Origin of the sequence: Herbidospora sakaeratensis, assembly GCF_001570525.1 — a bacterium.
In the GTDB taxonomy this organism is placed as follows: Bacteria; Actinomycetota; Actinomycetes; order Streptosporangiales; family Streptosporangiaceae; genus Herbidospora; species Herbidospora sakaeratensis.
Genome location: NZ_BBXC01000009.1, coordinates 482,848 through 505,618 on the forward strand (window position 1 = coordinate 482,848; position 22,771 = coordinate 505,618).

The window sequence follows — 22,771 nt, forward strand, 5'->3', positions numbered from 1 at the left end:
GGGTGACCTTCCTGGGCGTCTTTCCCGACCGCATCCTGGCCGCCATCCGCCCCGCGCGCCTCGACCTGGCCCTCATCGGAGGGCCGGCGCTCCGCCTGCACGGCATGCGCGCGTCGCACACGGCCGAATTGCGGCTGGCCACCACCGTCAAGCTCGTCGAACCGGCCTGGCACGCGACCGAGTCGCTGCACCGGGCCGGTTTCGACGTCGCCGTCGAGGAGACCTCGGCGCGGGCGACCCGGCTGACGGTGCACGACCCCGTCACCGAGCAGACTTTCGCCGTCGACCTGCTGCGCGAAGACCTGGCCGACCCCGCCGAGGAGATCGACGGCACTCCGGTGGTCGCGCTGCTCGACGCCGCCGGGCTGGCCATGCGCGACCTGCACGAACGCGGCACGGCCGACGACGTGCTGAACGTGGCGTCGGTGCGGGCGCTCTACTCGTACCGGGAACTCGAGACCCTGGGCCGCGCCCACCTCGACGACTTCGCGGCCGAGGAGCTCGCCGACCGCCTCGACGCGGCCGAGATGATGCCGCTGCCCCGCGAGATCCGCGCCTGGGCGCTGGCCTGGGCCGAGGACATCCGCCTGCGGCGCCCCGAGGAGGGCGACACCGACTGGTGAGTGGCAAGGTGCACTGTCCGTAATTCGCCGCAGATGGAGACATAGCCGGATTTCTATGGTCTGAGCCGATCACCTTCCCTAAGGAGTTGGCTCTTCATGGACTTCACCGGCGAACTGCACGGACGCCTGGTGCTCCCGCACGACCCCGACTGGCACACCGCCCGCATGGCCTGGCAACTCGCCGTCGACCAGCAGCCCGCGGCCGTCGTCTTCGCCGCCTCGGCCCAGGACGTCTCCGCGACGGTCCTGGCCGCCGTCCAGATGGGGCTGCGCGTGGCCCCCCAGGGCACCGGCCACAACGCGGCCCCGCTCGGCCCGCTCGACCGGACCGTCCTGCTGCGCACCGACCGCCTCGATGAGATCTCCGTCAACCCGCTGACCAGGATCGCCCGCGTCGGCGCCGGCGTGCGCTGGCTGGAGCTCACCGACGCCGCCTCGAAGTACGGCCTGATGGCCCTGGCCGGCAGCGCCGCCGACGTCGGCGTGGTCGGCTACACGCTCGGCGGCGGCGTGTCGTGGTTCGCCCGCTCCCACGGACTGGCCGCCAACCAGGTGGTCGCCGCCGACGTGGTGCTGGCCGACGGGACCCTGGTCAGGGCCGACGCGCACCACCACCCCGACCTGTTCTGGGCGCTGCGCGGCGGCGGCGGGATCGCCGGCATCGTCACGGCGCTGGAGTTCCGCCTCTTCCCGATGACCGAGGTCCAGGCCGGCCTGCTCGCCTGGCCCATCGAACAGGCCCCCACGGTGCTCTCGGCCTGGCGGCGCTGGGTCGACGACGTGCCCGACCAGGTCACCTCGGTGGGCCGCATGCTGCGCCTGCCGCCCCTGCCCGACCTGCCCGAACCTCTGCGGGGCCGCTCGCTGGTGGCGATCGAGGCGGTCTGCGACCTGCCCGCCCCCCAGACCGACACCCTGCTCTCCCCGCTGCGGGCGCTCGCCCCCGAACTCGACACCTTCGGCCCGACCGCCGTCGGCGACCTGCACCTCCTGCACATGGACCCGCCCTACCCGGTGCCCGCCGCCGGCGACGGGATGCTCCTGTCGGGCCTGCCCTCGGGGGCGCTGGCCGCCTTCCTCGGCATGACCGGCGCCGGGCGCGACCTGCCCCTGCTGTCGGTCGAACTGCGCCACCTGGGCGGCGCGTTGCGACCGGGCGTGGTCGGCGGCGGCGCCGTCGACGGCCTCGACGCCGAGTTCGCGCTGTTCGCCGCAGGGATCACACCCGACGCGGCGAGCGTGGTGGCCGTGCACGCGGTTCTGGACGAACTCCGCATGGCGCTGTCACCGTGGGAGGCGGCGACGGGATACCGCAACTTCGTGGAGCGGTCACGGGAGGACTTCGACCCGCCGCAGGTGGCGGCGCGGCTGCGGGCGGTCAAGGCCGCGTACGACCCCGGCGACCTGATCCACGCCAACCATCCCGTGCGGGTCAGCCGAGGGAACGAAGGGCCAGTCCGAGGCCCAGCACGATGACGATGACGGCGGTGCCGACCGGGGCCAGCCGGGTCGCCGTGGTGGTGAGGCGGCCCAGCTTGAGGAGCGACTCGGCGCGGCCGGCGAGCCTGACGAGGAGGAGGCCGGTGGCCGTGAGCGTGGCGGCCATGCCGACGCCGTAGGCGAGCACCAGCGCGACCCCGAACCAGGTCCGGCCGAGGGCCACCGCGCCCAACAGCACGACCAGCGCAGACGGGCTCGGGACCAGGCCGCCCGCGACGCCCATGCCGATCAGGCCGGCGCGCGAGGGCTTGGGTGCGGGGGCGGGGGTGGATTCGACGCGGTCGAGAACCGCAACGGCATGTCCCGAAATTTCGGCATTCGTGTGGTGGGGATCGGGGTGGCCGTGGCTGTGCGTGTGGCCTTCACCGGCCTCCTGGTCGTGGTCGTGGTGCAGGTCGTGTCCATGCCCGTGCCCATGCCCGTGCCCATGCCCGTGCCCATGCCCATGCCCATGCCCGTGTCCGTGTCCGTGTCCGTGGCTGGGGGAGTCGCCTCTGATGGCGGTTTGCAGGAGGCGGAGGCCGATCGCGGTGACCAGAAGCCCGCTGGCCACGCCCAGCCACGTCAGCACCCGGTCGCCCGACAACGACGACACCGCCGTCAGTGTCAGCCCGACGACCAGCACTCCCGCCGTGTGGGTGGCCGTCACCGTGAAGCCGACGACCAGCGCGTCGCGGGGGCGGCCGCGGCGGCCTGCCAGGTAGGCGGCCATGATGGTCTTCCCGTGGCCCGGGATCAGGGCGTGTCCCGCTCCCAGGATCAGCGCGAGGGCCACGCCCAGCACCCCGACGCCCAGGGTCAGGTCCCGGGCGCCGACCAGGTCGGTGAAGGTCCGGTCCAGGCCGTCGAGCCAGTTTCCGAGAGGGCCCGGAACCGCGGGGTTCGACGGGAGGGGGAGCACGCCCGACGGGTTCACCGTCAGCGTCACCGTGCGCCGGTCGAGCGGGGAGGCGAGCAGGTCGTCGGGGTAGGCGCGGAGTTCGTCGCTGACGCTCGCAGCGGGCACGTCGGGGGGTGTGAGCCGGACTTCCCGGGAGGTCACGGTGATCTCGCGCCAGCCGATGCGGTCGGCCGCGTGGTCGTCGGTGAAGACGATGGTGCCGGCCGGGGGCGTGTCGGCGCGCAGTTCGCACACCAGGCGGGTGGTCTTCAGGCCGCCCTGGCCCTCGGGGTGGGTCAGGTCGCCGCCGGTCACCCGCCACGTCGTGCGGCGGGCGTCGATCTCCAGGGTCTGGGCGGCGGCGACCGTCTCGCAGGTCGGGCGGTCGCCCTGGAGGGTGGGGAGTTCGGCCACGTCGACGACGGCCGTGTTCTCGACGTGGTCGGCGTACAGGCGCAGGCCGTTGTAGTGGTTCACGGTGAAGTTGCCCAGCGGGTGGGCCAGGGCCGCCGGGCCGAGGGCCACGAAGGCCGCCAGGCCGGCGAGGACGGCGGGCACGATCTTCATGATGACCTCTGGAGGGCGGGGAGGGCGGGGGTGAACCGGGGGTTGTAGTCGCGGACCAGCGACGCCGATCGGGTCGTGCGGCCCAGCGCCTTCTCGATCTCGGCGCGGTGGTGCATGACCAGGGCGTTGCGCCAGCCGGTCGCGGTGGCCTCCTGCGCGTACCGCAGCGCCTCGGCGGAGCGGCCCGCGCGGTGCAGGGCCCAGGCGAGGGCGTCGGCGGCGACCACGTTGGGGTTGCGCCCGTATTCGGCCTGGGCGTGGGCCACGGCTTCGGCGGGGTCGCCGTGGTCGGCTTCGAACTCGGCCCAGGTGAGGTCGTCGCGCACGCCGTTGAGGCGCATCAGGTCGCGTTGCGCCGTCAGGGTGGCCCAGCCGGGGTCGCGGCCCAGCGCTTTCAGCACCTCGCCCTGCTCGACCAGGGTCTGGGTGAGCGGGAGGCGGGCGGTGACGGCGGCGTACAGGGAAGCGGCCTTCTCCAGGTCGCCCGACAGGGCGGTGACCCGGGCCAGGCCCGCGTGGGCGGGGTCGAAGGTCGGATCGGCGGTCAGCGCCTTCGCGTAGTGGGCGCTGGCCTCGTCGTAGCGGCCCCGGCGGAGGGCGAGCTCGCCGAGGTAGTGCTCGCAGAAGGCGACGTCGGCGGGCTGGTAGGCGTCGCGGCGGGCGTGTTCGAGCATCTCCTGGGCCGTCTTCAGGTCGCCGCGCAGTTCGGCGTCGTAGGAGGCGCGGGTGAAGGACGACACCCCGGGCGCCAGGGCGATCATGTCGTCGATCGCCTCGGTGGCCTCGGGGTAGCGGCCCAGCTGGTGGTAGGAGTCGGCGAGCACCCCGTAGGCCGGCGCGCCGTAGGGGTTGACCGCGATGGCCTGCTTGGCGGTGGCGGCGGCCCGGGTGAACTCGTGGCGGCCGGCCTCCAGGGCGGCCCGGCCGGTCAGGCCCGCCGGGTTGCCGGGACGGACCTCCAGCGACCTGGCCACGGCCTGTTCGGCCTTGCCGTACCAGCTCGGGTCGCCGGTCAGCCGGGCCCTGTCGACGTAGACCGAGCCCAGCGCGGCCCAGCCGACGTAGTCGCCGGGGAGCCGGCGCAGCCGTTCCTGCAACGGGTCCGACGAGACCGCGATCACGTCGGCGGAGGGACGCGGGGAGAGCATGGCGGCGGCCGTGATGGCGATGGTCCCGGCGAGGATCCCGGCCAGCGCCACGCCGCCGCGCTTGAGGAAGCGCATGGCAGGGCTCCAGAGAGAGAAGGAGAGGGCGCCGCCGCGGAGAGGGGCGCGGCGGCGGTGGGACACGTGGATCAGGATCCGGAGAAGGTCCGGTTCACGGCCACGTTGCTCGGGCCGGGGATGTACGGGAACGTCGACAACGCGGGCTGGTCGTTGGCGTCGACCTTGTCACCGGCCGCCAGCGCCGGCACCAGCTGACCGGTCTGCGCCGCGCCGGCCATGGCCTGGATCGCGATGTCGACCACGTCGTCGCCCAGCCGCCGCCCGTTCGGGAAGCCCTGCAGGTCGCCGCCGAGCACGCCGAGACGGTTCGGGTTGGCCGTCACCGGCACGGCCATGTTCAGCCGCAACATCTCGGCCGGGCGCAACTTTCCGGCGTCCTTGTTGAGCGTCTGGGAGTTGAGGTCGGCGTTGATGGGGCCGTTGCCCTTCGCGATGCCGGTCAGGAAGATCTCGACCAGGTCGTTGCGCGGGGTCTTGGGCGCCTTCAGGCCGTAGATGCCCTCCAGCAGCTTCGGCAGCTCGGGGTCGGTGACCCGCTTGACCACCTCGGGGATCGAGGCGTCCTTGTCGGGGCTGATCGAGTTGAAGGCGTCCTTCAGGCCCGCCGGCACCACGACCTCGTTGACCAGCGGCTGGCCGAGGCGCGACACCTGCACGTAGCCCTTCGGCGACCACTTGTCGGTGGTGGCCCAGACGCCCACGACCGGGTTGCGCGACACGTTGCCGCGCAGGGCGATCTCCTTCTTCGGCACCTGCAGCGCCAGCGTGTGCACGTTGTAGCCGCGGGTGGTGTCCTGGCCGACCTCCGACAGGTCGCCGCCGTAGAGCAGGTCGAAGACGCGCAGGTCGAGGAAGAACGCCTCGTCCGACTGGCCGGCGAACTGCTTTCCGCCGCCCTTGATCGAGTCGACGGCCTGGTTGCGGAGCACGGAGTAGTCGGGCATCGAGGCCCGGCCGACGTTGCTGGGCGCGACCGTCCCGGTGCCGATGACCGTCGCGCCGCGGTGGGTGATCTTCCTGAGTGTGTACGACTGCCTGAACAGCAGGTTGGGGTCGTTCAGCGACGTGACGGGCCCGTTGTTGAACAGGAACGTGGAGTTCCCGCGCTTGTCGACGTTCTTGAACGTCCACTGGTAGACGACGTCGGGCTTGGCGTCGCCGTCGTTGTCGATCTTGATGTTGTAGCGGGAGTTGACGTCGAAGAAGTAGAAGTTCGGCCCGCCGTTGGGCTCCTCGAACGGGATCCAGTTGGCCAGCAGCGTGACCGTGTCCTGCTTGTCGGGGCTGGTGAAGGCGTAGACGTCGGTGTTGTCGTTGCGCGGGTCGCCCGCGATCAGCGGGGCCTCACGGTGGGAGGAGGCGCTCGGGGCCTCCGGCCGGAGGATGACGAAGGACGCGGCGGCGAGGGCGCCCGCCACACCCACGGCGACCATCGATCGCGGGGTGATCCGGAGCTCCATGACGATGAAGTCCTCTCGGGACGTCGGGACTGGTTTGGGGAGGGTCCGGCCGGAGTCCTCGCCCGCCTATTCGCCCCGTCGCCGCGATCGGATTGGTGCCGATTCCAAAAAAGACGGCCCCCTCCGCCGGAGGGGGCCGTCGAAGGCACTACGCGCAGGTGTACGACGAGACCGTCGCGGTGTTCCCGTTGGGCCGCGACACCTGGAACCCGAACGACGTGCTCGCGCCGGAGCCGAGCGTGCCGTTGTAGCCCATGTTCGTCGCGGTCACCGTCTGCCCGGAGACGGTGACGTTGGCGTTCCACGAGCCCGACAGGGTGTGCCCGGAGGGCAGCGTGAACGTGACCGTCCACGACGTGCGCGCCGTGGTCCCGTTGGTCACGGTCACCGGCTGGACGACGTAGCCGTTGCCCCACTGGCTCTGCACGGTCCCGGTCGCGGTGCAGCCGCCCGACGTGCCGCCGGTGGTGGTGAACGTGACCGACGACGAGTTGGCCGACAGGTTCCCGGCCCCGTCGCGGGCCCGGACGTAAACCGTGTAAGCGGTGTTGGCCGAGAGCCCGGTCAGCGTCGCCGAGTTGGTCGTCGTGGTGGCCAGCTGGGTGCCGTTGGAGCGGTAGACGTTGTACCCGGCCAGGCCCGACCCGCCGGAGTCGGTCGAGGCCGTCCAGCTGAGCGACGCGCCCGAGGAGGTGACTCCGGACACGGTCGGGGTGCCCGGGGTGGTCGGCGCGGTCGTGTCGGACGGCGCGGCGCTGGTCGTGAACGTGACCGACGACGAGTTGCCCGACAGGTTCCCGGCCCCGTCACGGGCCCGGACATAAACCGTGTAAGCGGTCGACGGCGTCAGCCCGGTGAGCGCCAGCGAGTTCGTGGTGGAGGTGCCGAGCTGGGTGCCGTTGGAGCGGTAGACGTTGTACCCGGCCAGGCCCGATCCGCCGGAGTCGGTCGAGGCCGTCCACGACAACGACGCGCCGGTCGAGGTGACCGACGAGGCGGTGGGGGCGCCCGGCGTGGTCGGCGGGGTGGTGTCGGTCGGCTGGCCGCCGCCGCACATGGTGCACTCCACGGCCGTGGACGCGATGCCGTTGGCCCCGTTGAACAGGCGCGTTCCCCAGGAGGTCAGCTGGTTGGGGTTGAAGTTGGTGACCTGGTCGAGGTACTCGACGCCGCCGCCGTTGCCCGACCACGACCAGCCCAGGTAGCCGATGCCGCGCGCCTGCGCCTCGGACATGATCGTGTCCTCGTCGGGGTTGCCGTCGGAGTGGTTGAACCCGAACTCGCCGATGACCAGGGGCAACCCGGCGGTCTGGAAGGCGTTCAGGTAGGAGGTGATCTCGGCGGCGGTGTCGAAGACGCCGTACATGTGCACCGAGAAGACCGTGTTGCGCTGCGGGTCGGCGGCGGCGACGGTCGTGGCGTTGTCGCGCATGGTGAACGACCAGTCCTGGCCCCAGTTGGGGGCGTCCACCATGAGCAGGTGCTGGAAGCCGGCCGTGCGCATGCGCTGGATGGCGGCCGAGGTGGCCTGGGTCCAGCCCGGGGTCACCGCGTTGTTGCCGATCGGCTCGTTGCCGATGTTGATGATGACGTTGTTCTCCTCGCCGGTCAGCACGCTCTGGAGGGAGATCCAGTAGTCGACCGCCGCGTCGAGGCTGACCGAGCCGCTCTGCTCGCCGAAGCCGGTGGTGTCGTGGTTCTCCAGGATGCAGATCAGCTTGCTGGCCTTGCACAGGGAGATCACGTTGGCGACGTCGGAGGGGCCGTTGGCGGGCCAGCGCCCGCCGCTGAGCACGACGCGGACCGCGTTGGCGCCCTTGGCCTTGATGTTCGCGATCGAGCTCGTCTGGGAGGTGTACCAGGTGTGCGCGTGGCTGGTGCCGCGGATGACGAAGACGCTGCCGTTGGCCTCCACGATGTTGCGGCCGCTGACCCGCAGGCCCACGGCGGCCTGGGCGGGAGAGGCGGCGACCAGAAGTGACGCGATCAGGGTGAGGACGGCCGCGCATGCCAGCGCGCATTGTCGTCTCATTTCGTGGACCTTTCCATGAACCGGTTAAGGAGCGTGCACCCCAGAGTCGGGGGAGGCGCGCGAGGTGTACAGGAATCCGCCTCCGGGAGGAGCCGAACCCCGAGGTGACCGGCCAGGATGGATGAAAGATTCAAAAGCGAGACGCGGACGGCCGAAGGCCGGCCGTGGCTCGCGCCATGGATCTGTCTCAAACAGGCGTCAAATCAGGTTGACACGCTTTGGGTGTCAACCTAGATTGACGTCAACCTTCATTGACGTCCACAAGGGGGCAAACCGTGACGTCGTCCTGGCAGATGCTCGGAGATCTCGTCAAACCCCACCGGCGCACGCTCGTGTTAGCCGGTGTCCTCACGCTCGCCGGTTCGGCCGGCGGGCTCGCGATGCCGCTGTTCGTCCGGTCGGTGATCGACCGGTTCGGGGCCGGGGAGAGCGTCCTCGGGCCCGTGCTGCTGCTGTCGGTCGTGGTGCTCCTCGGCGCGTCGATCTCGGCGCTCGGCCAGTTCGTGCTGGAGCGCATGGGTGAGGGCATCGTGTTGTCGGCGCGGGTGCGGCTCGTCGACCGGGTGCTGCGGCTGCGGGTGCCCGAGGTCGACCGGCTCAAGCCCGGCGACCTGCTGTCGCGCGTCACCTCCGACACGACGCTGCTGCGTACCGTCACGACCGAGGGCATGGTCGGGGCGGTCGGCTCGGCGGTGCTGTTCGTCGGGGCGGCGGTGCTCATGGGGATCATGGACTGGGTGCTGCTGCTGGTCACGCTCGGGGTGGTCGCCTTCGTCGCCGGGCTCGGGTCGCTGTTGTTCCCGCGCATCCGCGCGGCCTCCTTGCGCGCCCAGGAGGCGCTGGGCGACATGGGCTCGGCGCTCGACCGGGCTCTCCAGGCGTTCCGTACGGTCAAGGCCTCCGGCGCCGAGGCCCGCGAGATCGCCGTGATCGAGGCCGCCGCCAAGAAGGCGCGCGACCGGGGCGTGCTCTCCTCGGCCTACCAGTCGGTGGCCGGCACCACCGCGTGGTTGTCGGTCCAGCTCGCGTTCCTGATCGTGCTGGCGGTCGGCGGCGCCCGGGTGGCCGACGGGTCGATGGACATCGCCACCCTGATCGCGTTCCTGCTCTACCTGTTCTGGCTGGTGGCCCCGATCGGCCAGCTCGTCCAGGCGGCCACCCAGCTGCAGAACGGCCTGGCCGCGCTCATCCGCATCAAGGAGATCGACGCGCTGCCGGTCGAACCGGCCGCGACCCAGGGCCAGACCACCGGCGTCCCGGTCGGGGTGGTCTTCGACGACGTCGTCTTCCGCTACGGCGACGACCGTCCGGTCGTCCACCACGGAGTGAGCTTCGAGGCGCCCGCCGGCCGCCTGTCGGCGCTGGTCGGGCCGTCGGGCGCGGGCAAGTCGACCGTGTTCGGCCTGGTGGAGCGGTTCTACGAGCCCGATTCGGGCCGCATCTCCATCGGCGGCACCGACATCGCCGACTGGCACCTGCCCGACCTGCGGGCCGCCGTCGGCTACGTCGAACAGGACGCCCCGGTGCTCGACGGCACCCTCCGCGAGAACCTCACCTTCGCCGCCCCCGACGTGACCGAGGAGGAGATCCAGCGCGCGCTGGCCCGCACCCGGCTCGACGACCTGGTCGACCGGCTGCCCGAGGGGCTGGAGACCGAGGTCGGCCACCGCGGCATCCTGCTGTCGGGCGGCGAACGCCAGCGCGTCGCCATCGCCCGCGCCCTGCTGCGCCGCCCCCGCCTGCTGCTCCTCGACGAGGCCACCTCGCAGCTCGACGCCGTCAACGAGCTGCGGCTGCGCGAGGTCATCGCCGAGGTGGCCCGCGAGACGACCGTGCTGGTCATCGCCCACCGCCTGTCGACGGTCACCGGCGCCGACCGGATCATCGTCATGGAGGCCGGTCGCGTCAGGGCCAGCGGCACCCACGACGAGCTGATCGCCGAAGACGACCTCTACCGGGAACTGGCGGCAACCCAGTTCCTGGTCAACTCCTAGCCGGAGCTTTCCCCCGCGGGGGAGGTGGCCCGAGGGGATCGGGGGCACCCCGCAATGAGCGGAGCCTCTCCTTCGCCACAGAGCCGGTCCGGGTCAAACGCGTACGTGCGGTCGCGTCCGGGATGGGGTGCCCCGGGACGCCGGGGTGCCCCTCCGACTCTCGCCGCCGTATCCTGCGGGAGACGACGTGAATACTTTCATTCAGCGAGACGCGGACGGCCGGAGGCCGGCTGCGGCTCGCGCGGTGAATCTGCCCCAATGGAGAGGTGCGCCATGCCGACCGTGCGGAGCCCCCGCGGCACGACCTTGACCGCCAAGGGCTGGCCCCAGGAGGCCGCGCTCCGGATGATCCAGAACAACCTCGACCCCGAGGTGGCCGAACACCCCGAACAGCTCGTCGTCTACGGCGGCTCGGGCAAGGCGGCCCGCGACTGGCCCTCGTTCCAGGCGATCACCCGGACCCTCACCACCCTCGACGCCGACGAGACCCTGCTCGTGCAGTCGGGCCGCCCGGTCGGCGTCATGCGCACCCACGAATGGGCGCCGCGTGTGCTCATCGCCAACTCCAACCTGGTGCCCGACTGGGCCAACTGGGAGGAGTTCCGCCGCCTGGAGGCCGCCGGGCTCACCATGTACGGCCAGATGACCGCCGGTTCCTGGATCTACATCGGCACCCAGGGCATCCTCCAGGGCACCTACGAGACCTTCGCCGCCGTCGCCGCCAAACGTTTCGGCGGCACGCTCGCCGGGACCGTCACGCTGACCGCCGGGCTCGGCGGCATGGGCGGCGCCCAGCCGCTGGCCGTCACGATGAACGGCGGCGTGGCCATCTGCGTCGACTGCGACCCCCGGTCGATCGAGCGCCGCATCGAGCACCGCTACCTCGACGTCCGCGCCGACTCGCTGGCCGACGCGCTGCGACTGGCGTACGAGGCCCGCGACCAGCGCCGGCCGCTGAGCATCGGGGTCGAGGCCAACGCCGCCGACGCCCTGCCCGAACTGCTGGCCATGGGCGCCGAGATCGACGTCGTCACCGACCAGACCTCCGCCCACGACCCGCTCATGTACCTGCCGCGCGGCGTCGCCTTCGCCGACATGGCCGCCGAACGCGAGAAGGACCCGGCGGGCTTCACCGTCAGGGCCCGCGAGTCGATGGCCCGCCACGTCGAGGCGATGGTCGGCTTCCTCGACGGCGGCGCGGAGGTCTTCGACTACGGCAACTCGATTCGCGGCGAGGCCCAGCTGGCCGGCTACGACCGCGCGTTCGCCTTTCCCGGCTTCGTGCCGGCGTACATCCGCCCGCTGTTCTGCGAGGGCAGGGGCCCGTTCCGGTGGGCCGCCCTCAGCGGCGACCCCCGCGACATCGCCGCCACCGACCGGGCGATCCTCGACCTGTTCCCCGACAACGAGCCGCTCGCCCGGTGGATCCGGCTGGCCGGGGAGAAGGTGCACTTCCAGGGCCTCCCGGCGCGCATCTGCTGGCTCGGCTACGGCGAGCGCGACAAGGCCGGCGAGCGGTTCAACCAGATGGTCGCCGACGGCGTGCTCCAGGCCCCGGTCGTCATCGGCCGCGACCACCTCGACTGCGGCAGCGTCGCCTCCCCGTACCGTGAGACCGAGGGCATGCTCGACGGCTCCGACGCCATCGCCGACTGGCCGCTGCTGAACGCCATGGTCAACGTCGCCTCGGGCGCGTCGTGGGTGTCGATCCACCACGGCGGCGGCGTCGGCATCGGCCGCTCCATCCACGCCGGGCAGGTCACCGTCGCCGATGGCACCCCGCTCGCGGCCGAGAAGCTGAACCGGGTGCTCACCAACGACCCCGGCATGGGCGTCATCCGCCACGTCGACGCCGGCTACGCCGAGGCGGCCGAGGTGGCGGCCGATACGGGGGTCCGGGTGCCGATGCGGGAGAATTGACCCGTGGTCGACGGTCTCGAACGCCTCCTCGACGGTCGCCGTCTCTCCCCGGCGCAGCGCCGCATCGCCCATTACCTGGGCGAACACCTCCACGAAGCGATCTTCCTGTCGAGTGTGGAGCTGGCCGACCGGGCCGGGGTGAGCCAGCCGTCGGTGACCCGCTTCGCCGCGGCGCTCGGCTTCGCCGGATATCCGGAGCTGCGCCACGCGCTGCGCCCGCTGGTCCTGGGCGGCCCGCCGCCCCGGGTGGAGGCGGGCCCCGACGCGCTCGACGCCGAGATCGGCAACCTGCGCTCCCTGCGCGACCGCATCGGCCCGGTGACCGAGACCGTCGGCGAGGTCGGGGCCGCGCTGGCCGCCAGCGAACCGCTGCCAATCCTGGGCCTGCGCGTCTCCAGCGGCCTGGCCACGACCTTCGCCTACTTCGCCCGGCGTATCCACCCCGACGTGCGCCTGTTCACGCACGGCGGCTCGGAGCTGGCCGACGGCCTCCACGCCGCCCGCCGGGCCGGGGCGGGCTGGCTGCTGGCGGTGGTGCTGCCGCGCTACCCGGCCGAGGCGGCGGCGGCCCTGACCGAGGCGCGAGAGCTGGGCCTGTCGATCGCCGTGCTCACCGACCGCCCCGACGTGCCCTTCCCCGCCGACGTGGTCCTGGACGCGCCGGTCGGGGAACGGCTGGTGTTCGACTCCCACGTGGCGCCGCTCGCCCTGGCCATGCTCCTGGTGGAGGCTATGGCCGACGCGGCGCCCCTGCGAACCAGAGCCCGCCTCGACGACCACGAACGCATGACCGAACGCGGCGGGATCTTCCTCTAGGCCGCCAGGCGGCGCAGTGACCGCATCGACCAGACCAGGGTGATCAGTGCCAGGCCGATGAGCAGCGCGAACGCGATCGGGATGGTCGAGTCGCCCAGATCGCCGCGGAACAGCGACCGGCCGGCCTCGACGCCGTAGTAGAGCGGGTTGAAGCGGGCGAGGGTCTGCAGCCAGTCGGGGCCGAGCGAGACGGGCAGGAACAGGCCCGCGATCAGGGTCAGCGGCATCGCGAAGAACTGCACCAGCTGCGAGACGCCGTTCTCGTCCTTGATGGCCAGCGCGAGGCCGTAGGAGAGGCTGGCCGCGAACAGGCCGGTCACCGCCATCAGCAGTAGCATGATCAGGAACTCGGGCAGGCCGATGCGCAGCCCCATCAGGATGGCCACGCCCATGACCAGGATCGCCTGGATGACCAAGACCAGCATGTCCTTGGCGACCCGGCCCAGGATGATCGCGGGCGGCCAGGCGGGGGAGACGGCCAGGCGTTCGAGCACCCCGTTCCGGGTTTCGTTGATCATGCCGAACCCGGCGAACAACGAGCCGAACAGCGCGATCATCATCATCGAACCGGGCGTGAACATGGCCAGCACCTCGGGCATCGACCCGCTCGCGGTGGTCTTGCCGAGCAGCGGCGCGAAGAACAGCAGGTAGAGCACCGGCTGCATGATGCCGAACAGCGGCCACACCGGGTTGCGCAGCAGGAAGCGGAGCTCGTAGCCGAGGAAGAGGGAGGTCTGGCGGATCATGCGGCATCTCTCAGGGATCGGCCCGTGTGGCGGAGGAAGACGTCGTCGAGGGTCGCCCGGTCGAGCGAGATCGACTCGAGGGTGAGGTCGCGCTCTTCGAGCACACGCAGCAGGTGGGGCAGCCCGTGCTCACCGTCGTCGAGGTAGGCCCGCAGCAGGCCCTCCTCGGTCCGCACCTCCTTGACGTAGGACTGGGCGCGCAGCACCTCGGCCGCGTCGTCGACGCCCTTGAGCCGCAGCGTGACGACGTCGCCGGCGACCTCCTTCTTCAACGAGGAGGGGGTGCCCTCGGCGACGACGGTCCCGTGGTCGATGATGACGAGCCGGTCGCAGAGCGCGTCGGCCTCGTCGAGGTAGTGGGTGGTCAGCAGGACGCTGGTGCCCCGGTCGCGCAGGGCCCGCACCTCGTCCCACAGGTTGGCGCGGTTCTGCGGGTCGAGCCCGGTCGTCGGCTCGTCGAGGAACACCAGCGGGGGCGCGGTGACCAGGCCGAGCGCGATGGAGAACCGGCGCTTCTGCCCGCCCGACAGGGTGCGGGCCGGCCGCCGGGCGATCTCGGTCAGGCTGAACGCGGCCAGCAGCTCGTCGGCGCGGGCCTGGGCCTGCTTCTTCGACAACCCGGCGATCCGCCCGGCCAGCAGGAGCTGCTCGATGCCGGGGTTGTTCTCGTCGACGCCGCCGGCCTGGCTGACGTAGCCGATGTTCTCGCGGACCTTGGCGGCCTCCTTCACCACGTCGAACCCGGCCACCCGGGCGGTGCCGGCGGTGGGGGCGATGAAGGTGGCGAGCATGCGGACGGTGGTGGTCTTGCCGGCGCCGTTGGGGCCGAGCGCCGCGAAGATCTCGCCCTTCTGCACTTCCAGGTCGATGCCCCGGACGGCCTCGACCTCCTCGGTCTTCCCTCGGCCGCGTTTGGCGTGGAAGGTCTTGCGCAACCCGTGCGCTTCAATGATCATTCGCAAACCTGTTCTCGTCAGGGGGAGAACCAGCGTCGGGGATGACGCCGGGTCAAGGTCAACCGATTTACGGCAACTCGCCGTTCTCGACCCGCTCGATCGCGGTCTCGATCCAGTCGAGCTGCGACCGGAGCTGGGCGTTGGCCAGCCGGATGCACTCGTCGACGTGGCGGGGGGCGTCGAACGCCAACTTGGCCTCCAGCGCCCGCTCGGTCGACGAGATCGCCGCCCGCAGTTGCTCCAGCCGGGCGTTCATGGCGTTGACCAGGTCGGGCTTGGCCAGCCGGTCCATGAAGGTGAGCGCGACCTGGAACGGGTCGACGATCGGCTTGATCTCCCACCAGTAGGTGAGCAGTTGCCGCCGGAACTCCTCCCGCCCGTCGTCGGTGACCTCGTAGACGGTCTTGCCGCCCGGCCCGTGCTCGACGACGGCGAGCAGCCCCTCGCCGGCCATCTTGGCCAGCCCGTGATAGATCGACCCGTAGGCCACGTTGGCCCAGTAACCGGCCCCCCACAGTTCCAGCCGCCGCCGCACCTCGTAACCGTGCAGCGGGCCGTCGAGCAGCGTGCCCAGGATGAGAACCCGTGTGGAGGACATGCTCAAACTTATATACAAGTTTGAATAGTGGTCGCAACCTAGAGCCAGAACTGGACGCGGTAGAGCTCGGCCAGCCCGATGCGGGCGTCGAAGTCGGGCTCCCGGTCGTTGAGCAGGACCCTGGTGGTCAGCCGGGCCGACCACGTCGCGCCGGCGCGCCCCAGATCGAACTCCGGTCCGTCGGGGGCCTCGGCCCAGTCGGCCGCCGCGACGACGCCCGACTTCACGGTCAGGCGCCCGCTCCACAACTCCTCCCACCCGGCGGGCGACGGCGGCGGCCCGTCCCAGGACTCGAATCTGATGTGGGCCGTCTGGCTCGTGTGTCTCATGCGGACGAGGAGCGCGTCGTCGGCGGCGGTCACCCGGCCATCGGGGTGGTCGATCGACGCGGAATCGACGTCGGGCATCGCGGCGACCGTGAAGAGAGAGAACTCCGGCTCCACCTCGACGTTGGCGGCCTTCTGCAGGATGGACATCGACCCTCCCGATCGAACAGGTTGTCGAAAAGACCGTACACCTGCGGGACGACAGACGTGGTCGAATGGCCGGCCCGGCGGAGCCGTAACGAAAAAGGACGCGACGACGGCGGCGAGGGATGCGCGGTGATCAACCAGGGTCGGCGGGCTCCCTTAACTAAGGTGAGCGGCATGAGTGATCGACCTGTCGCCCTGATCACGGGCGGTTCTCGCGGCCTCGGGGCCGCCGTCGCGCGGGCGCTGTCGCCCGCCTATGACCTGATCCTCGGCGGACGGGGTGGCGGGAAGCTCGACGAGATCTGCAAGGAGCTCGACGCGCGGCCCTTCCCGGTCGAGCTGACCGAGATCAACCAGCGCGACGTCGAGGGGCTCGGGCGCATCGACCTGCTCGTGCACAGCGCGGGGGTCGTCACGCTCGGGCCGGTGGGGGAGACGCCGATCCGCGTCTGGCGGGAGACCTTCGAGGTCAACGTCTTCGCCGTCGCCGAGCTGACCCGGCTGCTGCTGCCCTCGCTCCGGGCGGCCAAGGGGCAGGTCGTGCTGGTCAACTCCGGGGCCGGGCGCAACGCCCACCCCGACTGGGGGTCCTACGCCGCCAGCAAGTGGGCGCTGCGCGCCTACGCCGACGTGCTGCGCCAGGAGGAGCCGGAGTTGCGGGTCACCACCGTCTACCCGGGGCGCATCGACACCGACATGCAGCGCGACGTGCGCAACCAGGAGGGCGGCGAGTACGAGCCGCACCGCTATTTGCGGGCCGAGTCGGTGGCCAAGGCGGTGGTCGCGGCGGTGACCGCGCCGGCCGACGCCCATCTGACCGAGGTCGTCGTCAGGCCGCGCTAGACCCAGCGTCAGACACGGCGGCGGGGCGTGCGGCGCGGATACTGCTTGGCCGTCTCGGCCAGGACCTGGGCGTGTTCGGCCTGCTTGCGCCAGTGGCCGTAGGCGTCGCCGCGCTGGGCCAGGCGGTCGAGCTCGGTCGAGGTGGTCAGCGGGATCAGCGCCGGTTCGGCGTCGCGCCACGGGGTGCCGGGCAGCGGCATGAACGTGTGGGTGTGGATGCGGGCGCCCAGGTCGGCCAGGTCGGAGGCGAGTTTCAGAGACGCCTTCTGGTCGTCTTCGGTCTCGCCCGGCATGCCGAAGATGAAGTCGACGTTGGGGCGGAACCCGAAGTCGATCGCGATCCTGGCCGCGTCGAGGACCGGCGCGGCGCCGTGGCCACGGCCCGAGGCGGTCAGGATGCGGTCGGAGCCCGACTGGGCGCCGATGATGATGTTGTCGTTGGCGACGTAGCCGCGCAGCATGCGCATCGCCTCGGGCGTCACGTGCTCGGGGCGGATCTCCGAGGGGAAGCTGCCGAAGAACACCCGGCCGTTCGCGGGCGCCTCCTCCTTGCAGGCCACCAGCAGCTCCTCGACCTTGTCGAGGTCGGGATCGGCGGTCTGGCTGCCGTAACTCAGCGAGGTCGGCGTGATGAACCGGACGTCGCGCAGGCCCCGGGCGGCCATCCGCCGCACGTGGTCGCGCACGCTCTCGACCGAGCGGTGCCGGAACTGGGCCCCGAACATGAACGGGGTCTGGCAGAACTTGCAGGTGTAGCGGCAGCCGCGGGTGATCTCGATGGGCCCGGCCCGGCCGGCCGGGAACGAGGGGAAGGCGTCGAGCGGCAGCTGCGGCGCGCCCGGGGTGCGCAGCGCGATCCCGTCGTGGTCGCGGATCGCCAGGCCCGGCACCCTGCGCAGATCGGGTTCGGCGACCAGGGAGATGATCGTGGTCTCGCCCTCGCCGATCGCGGCGACGTCCCAGCCCGCGTCGATCACCTGCTGGGGTTCGGCGGTCGCGTGGACACCGCCGGCCACGTGGACGACATCGTTTCTAGTGGAAAGCGCCCTGACTTCGGCCAGTTCGGCCGTCATTAACGGGAAATCGGGCGAATAGAAGGACCAGAGCACCAGAATCCGGTCGGCGTCGGCCTGGCCGATCTGGATCGCCGTCTCTTCGGCGCTGGTGGCGTACCGGATCTCGAAGTTCACCGCCGGGGGCGCAGCTTCGAGGGCCGCCAGCAGGGCGTGCATGCCGTAGGTGACCGCCTTGCGGTATCGAACGACCACGCTGACATCGAAACTCACCGGGTCAGGGTAGCCCTCCCTGGACTGAATGAAGCCATTCAGTAGGGTGGAGGAATGCTGGCGGACATCGAGCAGATCGGCAGAAACCCGCGCACCGGGGGCTATCGGCGTGACGCCTGGTCGTCCGCCGACATGGAGTTGCGCGAATGGTTCACCCACCAGGCCGCGAAACGCGGTCTGACCAGCCACGAAGACCGCAACGGCAACCTGTGGGCGTGGTGGGGCGACCCGTCGAGGCAGGGGCCGGGGCTGGTCACGGGGAGTCACCTCGACTCGGTCCGCGAAGGCGGCGCGTTCGACGGGCCGCTCGGCGTGGCGTCCGCCTTCGAGGCGATCGACCTGCTCCGGGGCGACGGGTTCGAGCCCGACCGGCCGATCGCCGTGGCCTGCTTCACCGACGAGGAGGGGGCCCGGTTCGGGGTGCCCTGCATCGGGTCGCGGCTGCTGACCGGCGTGCTCGACCCCGACCGCGCCCGGGGCCTGCGCGACGACCAGGGCCACAGCCTCGGCGAGGTGCTCACCGCCCGGGGCCGCGAGCCCGGCCGCCTCGGCCGCGACGACGAGACCCTCTCCCACGTCGGCGTCTTCGTGGAACTGCACGTCGAGCAGGGCCGCGCCCTGGAGGCCCCGGTCGGGGTGGCCAGCGCCATCTGGCCCCACGGGCGCTGGCGCTTCGATTTCCGCGGTACGGCCGATCACGCCGGCACCACCGCTTTCGAGAACCGCGACGACCCCATGCTCGCCTACGCCCACGCGGTCCTGGCCGCCCGCACCCAGGCCGAGGCCCACGGCGTGCGCGCCACCTTCGGCAAGGTCCGGGTCGAGCCCAACAACGCCAACGCGATCCCGTCGCTGGTCACCGCCTGGCTCGACGCCCGGGGCCCCGAGACGGAGGCGGTCCGGAGCCTGGTCGCCGAACTCGCCGCCGGCGCCGAGGTCACCGAGGAGTCGTGGACGCCCGAGGTCACCTTCGACGAGGTGCTGCGTCTGCGCGTCGCCTGCGTGGCCGGGCTCGACGGCCATCCCGCGCCGATCCTGCCGACCGCCGCCGGGCACGACGCCGGGATCCTGGCCTCCGCCGGGGTGCCGACGGCGATGTTGTTCGTCCGCAACCCCACCGGGGTCTCCCACGCGCCCGGCGAGTTCGCCGAGCCGCGCGACTGCGTCTCCGGGGTCATCGCGCTGGCCGCCGTGCTGGCCGACCTGACCGGCGGCGGGGCGTGATGGAGACGTACTGGTGCGAGATGGCCCTGGTCGGCGGCGCGGTCGCCGAAGGGGTGCGGATCGACGTCGAGGGCCGCCGGATCTCCGAAGTGAAGCAGGGCGTGCCGCCGACCGGCGAGATCCTCGCCGGCCTGACCATCCCCGGGCTGGCCAACGCCCACTCCCACGCCTTCCACCGCGCCCTGCGCGGCCACACCCAGGTCGGCCGGGGCAGCTTCTGGACCTGGCGCGAGCAGATGTACGCCGTCGCCGGCCGCCTCGACCCCGACACCTATCACCGGCTGGCCCGCGCCGCCTACGCCGAGATGGCCCTGGCCGGGATCACCGCGGTGGGCGAGTTCCACTACCTCCACCACGGCCCCGGCGGCGTCCCCTACGCCGACCCCAACGAGATGGGCCACGCCCTCGTCAGAGCCGCCCGCGACGCCGGGGTCCGGATCTCGTTGCTCGACACGTGTTATCTCAGCGGCGGTTTCGGCGCCCCGCTCGAAGGCGTGCAGACCCGGTTCGGCGACGGCACCGCCCACGACTGGGCCGAACGCGCCGACCGGCTCGCCGGGGCGTACGCCGGGGCCGACGACGTGGAGATCGGCGCGGCCATCCACTCCGTACGGGCCATGCGCCCCGAGCAGATGCCCACCGTGGTCGAGTTCACCCACCACCACGCCGGGCCGCTGCACACCCACGTCTCGGAGCAGCCCGCCGAGAACGACCAGTGCGTGGCCGCCTACGCCGCCTCCCCGGTCCGCGTCCTGCACGAGGCCGGCGCGCTCGGCCCGAGGTCGACGGCCGTGCACGCCACCCACGTCTCCGACGAGGACGTCGCCCTCCTCGGCGGCTCCGGCACCCACGTCTGCGTCTGCCCGACCACCGAACGCGACCTGGCCGACGGCGTCTGCGCCACCCGCCGCCTCCACCTGGCGGGCAGCCCCATCACGCTCGGCTCCGACAGCCACGCCGTGGTCGACCTCTTCGAGGAGGCCCGCGCCGTCGAACTCGGCGAGCGCATCGTCAGCGGCGAACGCGGCCACTGGCGGGCCGACGAACTGCTCACCGCCGCCACCCTGGCCGGCCACACCTCGCTCGGCTTCCCCGACGGCGGCCAGCTCTGCCCGGGAGCCTGGGCCGATCTGGTCACAGTAAGGCTCGACTCCGTGCGTACGGCTGGCGCGACGGCCCGTTCGGCAGTGGAATCGGTGGTGTTCGCGGCGACGGGTGCCGACGTCGTGTCCGTCGTGTCGGGTGGACGGCGGATCGTCGGCTCCGGCCGCCACGTGATCGGTGAGGTGGGCCACCTGCTGCGCGACGCCATCGGCGCGGTCCGCGGCTGACGTGATTGCGAGTGCTGAATGAGCGCGACGCTCTTCTATGACATCGGGCTGCTCTTCACGGCCGACCCCGGCCGCGAGGAGATCGCCAAGGCGGCGGTGGTGGTCGACGGCGCGGAGATCGCCTGGGTGGGCGAGGCCGCCCGCGCCCCGGCCGCCGACCACCGCGTCGACGCCCGCGGCCGGGCCGTGATCCCCGGATTCGTCGACAGCCACGCCCACCTGGTGTTCGCGGGCGACCGGACCGCCGAGTTCGCGGCCCGGATGGCCGGGGAGCGCTACACCGCCGGGGGCATCCGGACCACGGTCGCCGCGACGAGGGCGGCGACCACCCCGGAGCTGGCGAACCGGACCGCCGGGCTGGTGCACGAGATGACCGGCCAGGGCACCACCACCGTCGAGATCAAGAGCGGCTACGGCCTGACCACCGGCGACGAGAAGCGCTCCCTCGAGGTGGCGCGGGCGTTCACCGAGGAGTCGACGTTCCTGGGCGCCCACGTCGTGCCGCCCGGGACCGACGCCGACGAGTACACCCGCCTGGTCGCCGGGCCGATGCTGGCCGCCTGCGCCCCCCACGCCAAGTGGATCGACGTCTTCTGCGAGCGCGGCGCCTTCGACGAGGCGCAGAGCCGCGAGATCCTCACCGCCGGGAAGGCGGCCGGGCTGGGCCTGCGGGTGCACGCCAACCAGCTGGGGGAGGGGCCGGGCGTCCGGCTGGCCTGTGAGCTCGGCGCGGCCTCGGCCGACCACTGCACCCACCTCACCCCCGAGGACGTCGGCATGCTCGCCGACGCCGGGGTGGTGGCCACCCTGCTCCCGGGGGCGGAGTTCTCCACCCGCTCGCCCTATCCCGAGGCCCGCCGGCTGCTCGACGCCGGGGTCACGGTGGCGCTGGCGACCGACTGCAACCCGGGTTCCTCGTTCACCTCGTCGATGCCGTTCTGCGTGGCGCTGGCCGTACGGGAGATGGGCATGACCCCGGCCGAGGCGGTCAGGGCCGCGACGGCGGGCGGGGCGGCGGCGCTGCGCCGCGCCGACGTCGGGGTGATCCGGCCGGGCGCGCGGGCCGATCTGGTCATCCTCGAAGCGGCCTCGTATGTGCACCTGGCCTACCGCCCCGGCGTCCCGTTGGTCACACAGGTGTGGCAGGCCGGACGGCGGGTAGTGTGAGATTTCGCGATAAAGAGATGCGCATCCTCCTATAGGAGGAATCGAAAACCATTCTGGCGGCGTATCTCTTGAGGGAATCTTTGCCCTGATCCAGCCGTTGGCACGTTCAGGACGAGGGTGTTCGCGCTGCGGAACGAGGTGCCTTGAATGGCGACGGGGAACAGGACGCAGGAAGTCGCGGATCGTGATCTGCTGGGAACCTACCTGGCGGAGATCGGGCGCGTTCCGCTCCTGAGCGCAGAGCAGGAGGTCGAGCTCGCCAAGCGGATCGAGGCGGGGCTGTTCGCCGAGCAGCTGCTCGACACGGGCGACCCGGAGCCGAAGGTCTCCGACGCGCTCGACGAGGAACTCGAACGGCTCGCGGTCTCGGGGCGCCGCGCCAAAGACGAGTTCATCCAGGCGAACCTGCGCCTGGTGGTGGCGGTGGCCCGGAAATACTCGGGGCGCGGAATGCCGCTCATCGATTTGGTGCAAGAGGGGAACCTGGGCCTGGTGCGGGCGGTCGAGAAATTCGATTACCGCCGGGGTTACAAGTTTTCGACGTATGCGACGTGGTGGATCCGCCAGTCGGTGGGCCGGGCCATCCACGAGCAGGCCCGCCCGGTGCGCCTGCCCACCCACGCCGGCGAGCAGATGACCCGCCTGATGCGGGTGCGCCGCGACATGCTGGCCGAATTCGACGCCGAGCCGACCGACGACGATCTCGCGAACGTGCTCGACCTGCCGATCGAGCGGGTGCGCGAGCTGCGCCGCTGGGCCTCCGACCCGGTGTCGCTGCAACTGGGCGTGGGCGACGAGGACGAGACCGAACTGGGCGACATGATCGCCGACGAGTCGTGGGCCGACCCCGAGGAGCAGGCCCTGGCCACCCTCGACCGCGAGCGCCTGGAGCACTGGCTGACCGGCCTGGAGGGTCAGGCCAGCGAGATGCTGCGCTGGCGTTACGGCCTGGTCGACGGCCGGGAGCACACCCTGACCGAAGTGGGCGAGCGCTACGGCATCGGCCGTGACCGGGCCCGCCGCCTCGAACGCGACGCGCTGGCCCGCCTGCGCAAGATGGCCCACGCCGCCGCGTAGTTTTACCAGCTCAAGAGACGCCTGCCGGTTAACCGGCAGGCGTTTTTTGCAT

19 protein-coding genes are annotated in these 22,771 nt (G+C 71.7%); 10 read left to right on the top strand and 9 right to left on the bottom strand.

The window, feature by feature from the left end:
- Positions 1 to 2 precede the first annotated feature (2 nt).
- On the top strand, positions 3 to 623 hold the full coding sequence (locus AW271_RS12230) for a hypothetical protein (protein ID WP_062336012.1): 621 nt from the start codon (positions 3 to 5) through the stop codon (positions 621 to 623).
- A 96-nt stretch (positions 624 to 719) separates the two neighbouring features.
- Positions 720 to 2,099: an FAD-binding oxidoreductase gene (locus AW271_RS12235; protein ID WP_062336014.1), complete on the top strand. Its 1,380-nt coding sequence runs from the start codon at positions 720 to 722 to the stop codon at positions 2,097 to 2,099.
- Here AW271_RS12235 and AW271_RS12240 read toward each other — a convergent pair.
- The 4 genes from AW271_RS12240 to AW271_RS38405 form a co-directional block, all read right to left on the bottom strand.
- Complete coding sequence (locus AW271_RS12240; protein WP_063817953.1) at positions 2,056 to 3,570, bottom strand: nickel/cobalt transporter; 1,515 nt, start codon at positions 3,568 to 3,570, stop codon at positions 2,056 to 2,058. The two genes, AW271_RS12235 and AW271_RS12240, sit on opposite strands and share 44 nt — an antisense overlap.
- On the bottom strand, positions 3,567 to 4,793 hold the full coding sequence (locus AW271_RS12245; RefSeq protein ID WP_062336018.1) for a tetratricopeptide repeat protein: 1,227 nt from the start codon (positions 4,791 to 4,793) through the stop codon (positions 3,567 to 3,569). Before AW271_RS12245 ends, AW271_RS12240 begins: the two co-directional genes overlap by 4 nt.
- A gap of 71 nt (positions 4,794 to 4,864) precedes the next feature.
- Positions 4,865 to 6,256, bottom strand: coding sequence for a DUF4331 domain-containing protein (locus tag AW271_RS12250; RefSeq protein ID WP_062336020.1), 1,392 nt, complete (start codon positions 6,254 to 6,256; stop codon positions 4,865 to 4,867).
- A 148-nt stretch (positions 6,257 to 6,404) separates the two neighbouring features.
- The gene (locus AW271_RS38405) at positions 6,405 to 8,288 is read right to left on the bottom strand and encodes a cellulase family glycosylhydrolase (RefSeq protein ID WP_062336022.1); all 1,884 of its coding nucleotides are present in this window, start codon (positions 8,286 to 8,288) and stop codon (positions 6,405 to 6,407) included.
- Positions 8,289 to 8,563: 275 nt separating this feature from the next.
- Between AW271_RS38405 and AW271_RS12260 the strand changes: the two genes are divergently transcribed.
- From AW271_RS12260 to AW271_RS12270, 3 genes are all read left to right on the top strand, one after another.
- Positions 8,564 to 10,282: an ABC transporter ATP-binding protein gene (locus tag AW271_RS12260; protein ID WP_245653035.1), complete on the top strand. Its 1,719-nt coding sequence runs from the start codon at positions 8,564 to 8,566 to the stop codon at positions 10,280 to 10,282.
- 273 nt (positions 10,283 to 10,555) lie between these two features.
- A complete protein-coding gene (hutU, locus tag AW271_RS12265; protein WP_062336026.1) occupies positions 10,556 to 12,202 on the top strand; it encodes a urocanate hydratase in 1,647 nt (548 codons plus the stop codon).
- Positions 12,203 to 12,205: 3 nt separating this feature from the next.
- Complete coding sequence (locus tag AW271_RS12270; protein ID WP_062336028.1) at positions 12,206 to 13,018, top strand: MurR/RpiR family transcriptional regulator; 813 nt, start codon at positions 12,206 to 12,208, stop codon at positions 13,016 to 13,018.
- Here AW271_RS12270 and AW271_RS12275 read toward each other — a convergent pair.
- From AW271_RS12275 to AW271_RS12290, 4 genes are all read right to left on the bottom strand, one after another.
- Positions 13,015 to 13,764 carry an ABC transporter permease gene (locus AW271_RS12275; RefSeq protein ID WP_062336030.1) on the bottom strand — a complete coding sequence of 250 codons (750 nt, stop codon included), beginning with the start codon at positions 13,762 to 13,764 and terminating at the stop codon, positions 13,015 to 13,017. The two genes, AW271_RS12270 and AW271_RS12275, sit on opposite strands and share 4 nt — an antisense overlap.
- A complete protein-coding gene (locus AW271_RS12280; RefSeq protein ID WP_174553087.1) occupies positions 13,761 to 14,720 on the bottom strand; it encodes an ATP-binding cassette domain-containing protein in 960 nt (319 codons plus the stop codon). The genes AW271_RS12275 and AW271_RS12280 overlap by 4 nt, the downstream gene beginning before the upstream one ends.
- 67 nt (positions 14,721 to 14,787) lie before the next feature.
- Entirely contained in the window at positions 14,788 to 15,318 is a 531-nt protein-coding gene (locus AW271_RS12285) for a PadR family transcriptional regulator (protein ID WP_062336032.1), read from the bottom strand.
- Between the two features lie 38 nt (positions 15,319 to 15,356).
- A complete protein-coding gene (locus tag AW271_RS12290; RefSeq protein ID WP_062336034.1) occupies positions 15,357 to 15,794 on the bottom strand; it encodes a hypothetical protein in 438 nt (145 codons plus the stop codon).
- 171 nt (positions 15,795 to 15,965) lie between these two features.
- Between AW271_RS12290 and AW271_RS12295 the strand changes: the two genes are divergently transcribed.
- A complete protein-coding gene (locus AW271_RS12295; protein ID WP_062336036.1) occupies positions 15,966 to 16,634 on the top strand; it encodes an SDR family oxidoreductase in 669 nt (222 codons plus the stop codon).
- A gap of 8 nt (positions 16,635 to 16,642) precedes the next feature.
- On the opposite strand, the gene AW271_RS12300 is transcribed toward AW271_RS12295, so the two are convergent.
- On the bottom strand, positions 16,643 to 17,920 hold the full coding sequence (locus AW271_RS12300) for a TIGR04013 family B12-binding domain/radical SAM domain-containing protein (protein ID WP_245653036.1): 1,278 nt from the start codon (positions 17,918 to 17,920) through the stop codon (positions 16,643 to 16,645).
- A gap of 54 nt (positions 17,921 to 17,974) precedes the next feature.
- Here AW271_RS12300 and AW271_RS12305 point away from each other — a divergent pair, with 54 nt between their 5' ends.
- From AW271_RS12305 to AW271_RS12320, 4 genes are all read left to right on the top strand, one after another.
- Positions 17,975 to 19,144, top strand: coding sequence for an allantoate amidohydrolase (locus AW271_RS12305; protein ID WP_062336037.1), 1,170 nt, complete (start codon positions 17,975 to 17,977; stop codon positions 19,142 to 19,144).
- Positions 19,144 to 20,475 carry a formimidoylglutamate deiminase gene (locus tag AW271_RS12310; RefSeq protein ID WP_062336040.1) on the top strand — a complete coding sequence of 444 codons (1,332 nt, stop codon included), beginning with the start codon at positions 19,144 to 19,146 and terminating at the stop codon, positions 20,473 to 20,475. Before AW271_RS12305 ends, AW271_RS12310 begins: the two co-directional genes overlap by 1 nt.
- A gap of 18 nt (positions 20,476 to 20,493) precedes the next feature.
- Positions 20,494 to 21,642 (top strand): imidazolonepropionase, encoded by a 1,149-nt coding sequence (gene hutI / locus AW271_RS12315; protein ID WP_062336042.1) that lies wholly within the window; start codon positions 20,494 to 20,496, stop codon positions 21,640 to 21,642.
- A 147-nt stretch (positions 21,643 to 21,789) separates the two neighbouring features.
- Positions 21,790 to 22,719 (top strand): sigma-70 family RNA polymerase sigma factor, encoded by a 930-nt coding sequence (locus AW271_RS12320; RefSeq protein ID WP_062336044.1) that lies wholly within the window; start codon positions 21,790 to 21,792, stop codon positions 22,717 to 22,719.
- Positions 22,720 to 22,771: the final 52 nt, after the last annotated feature.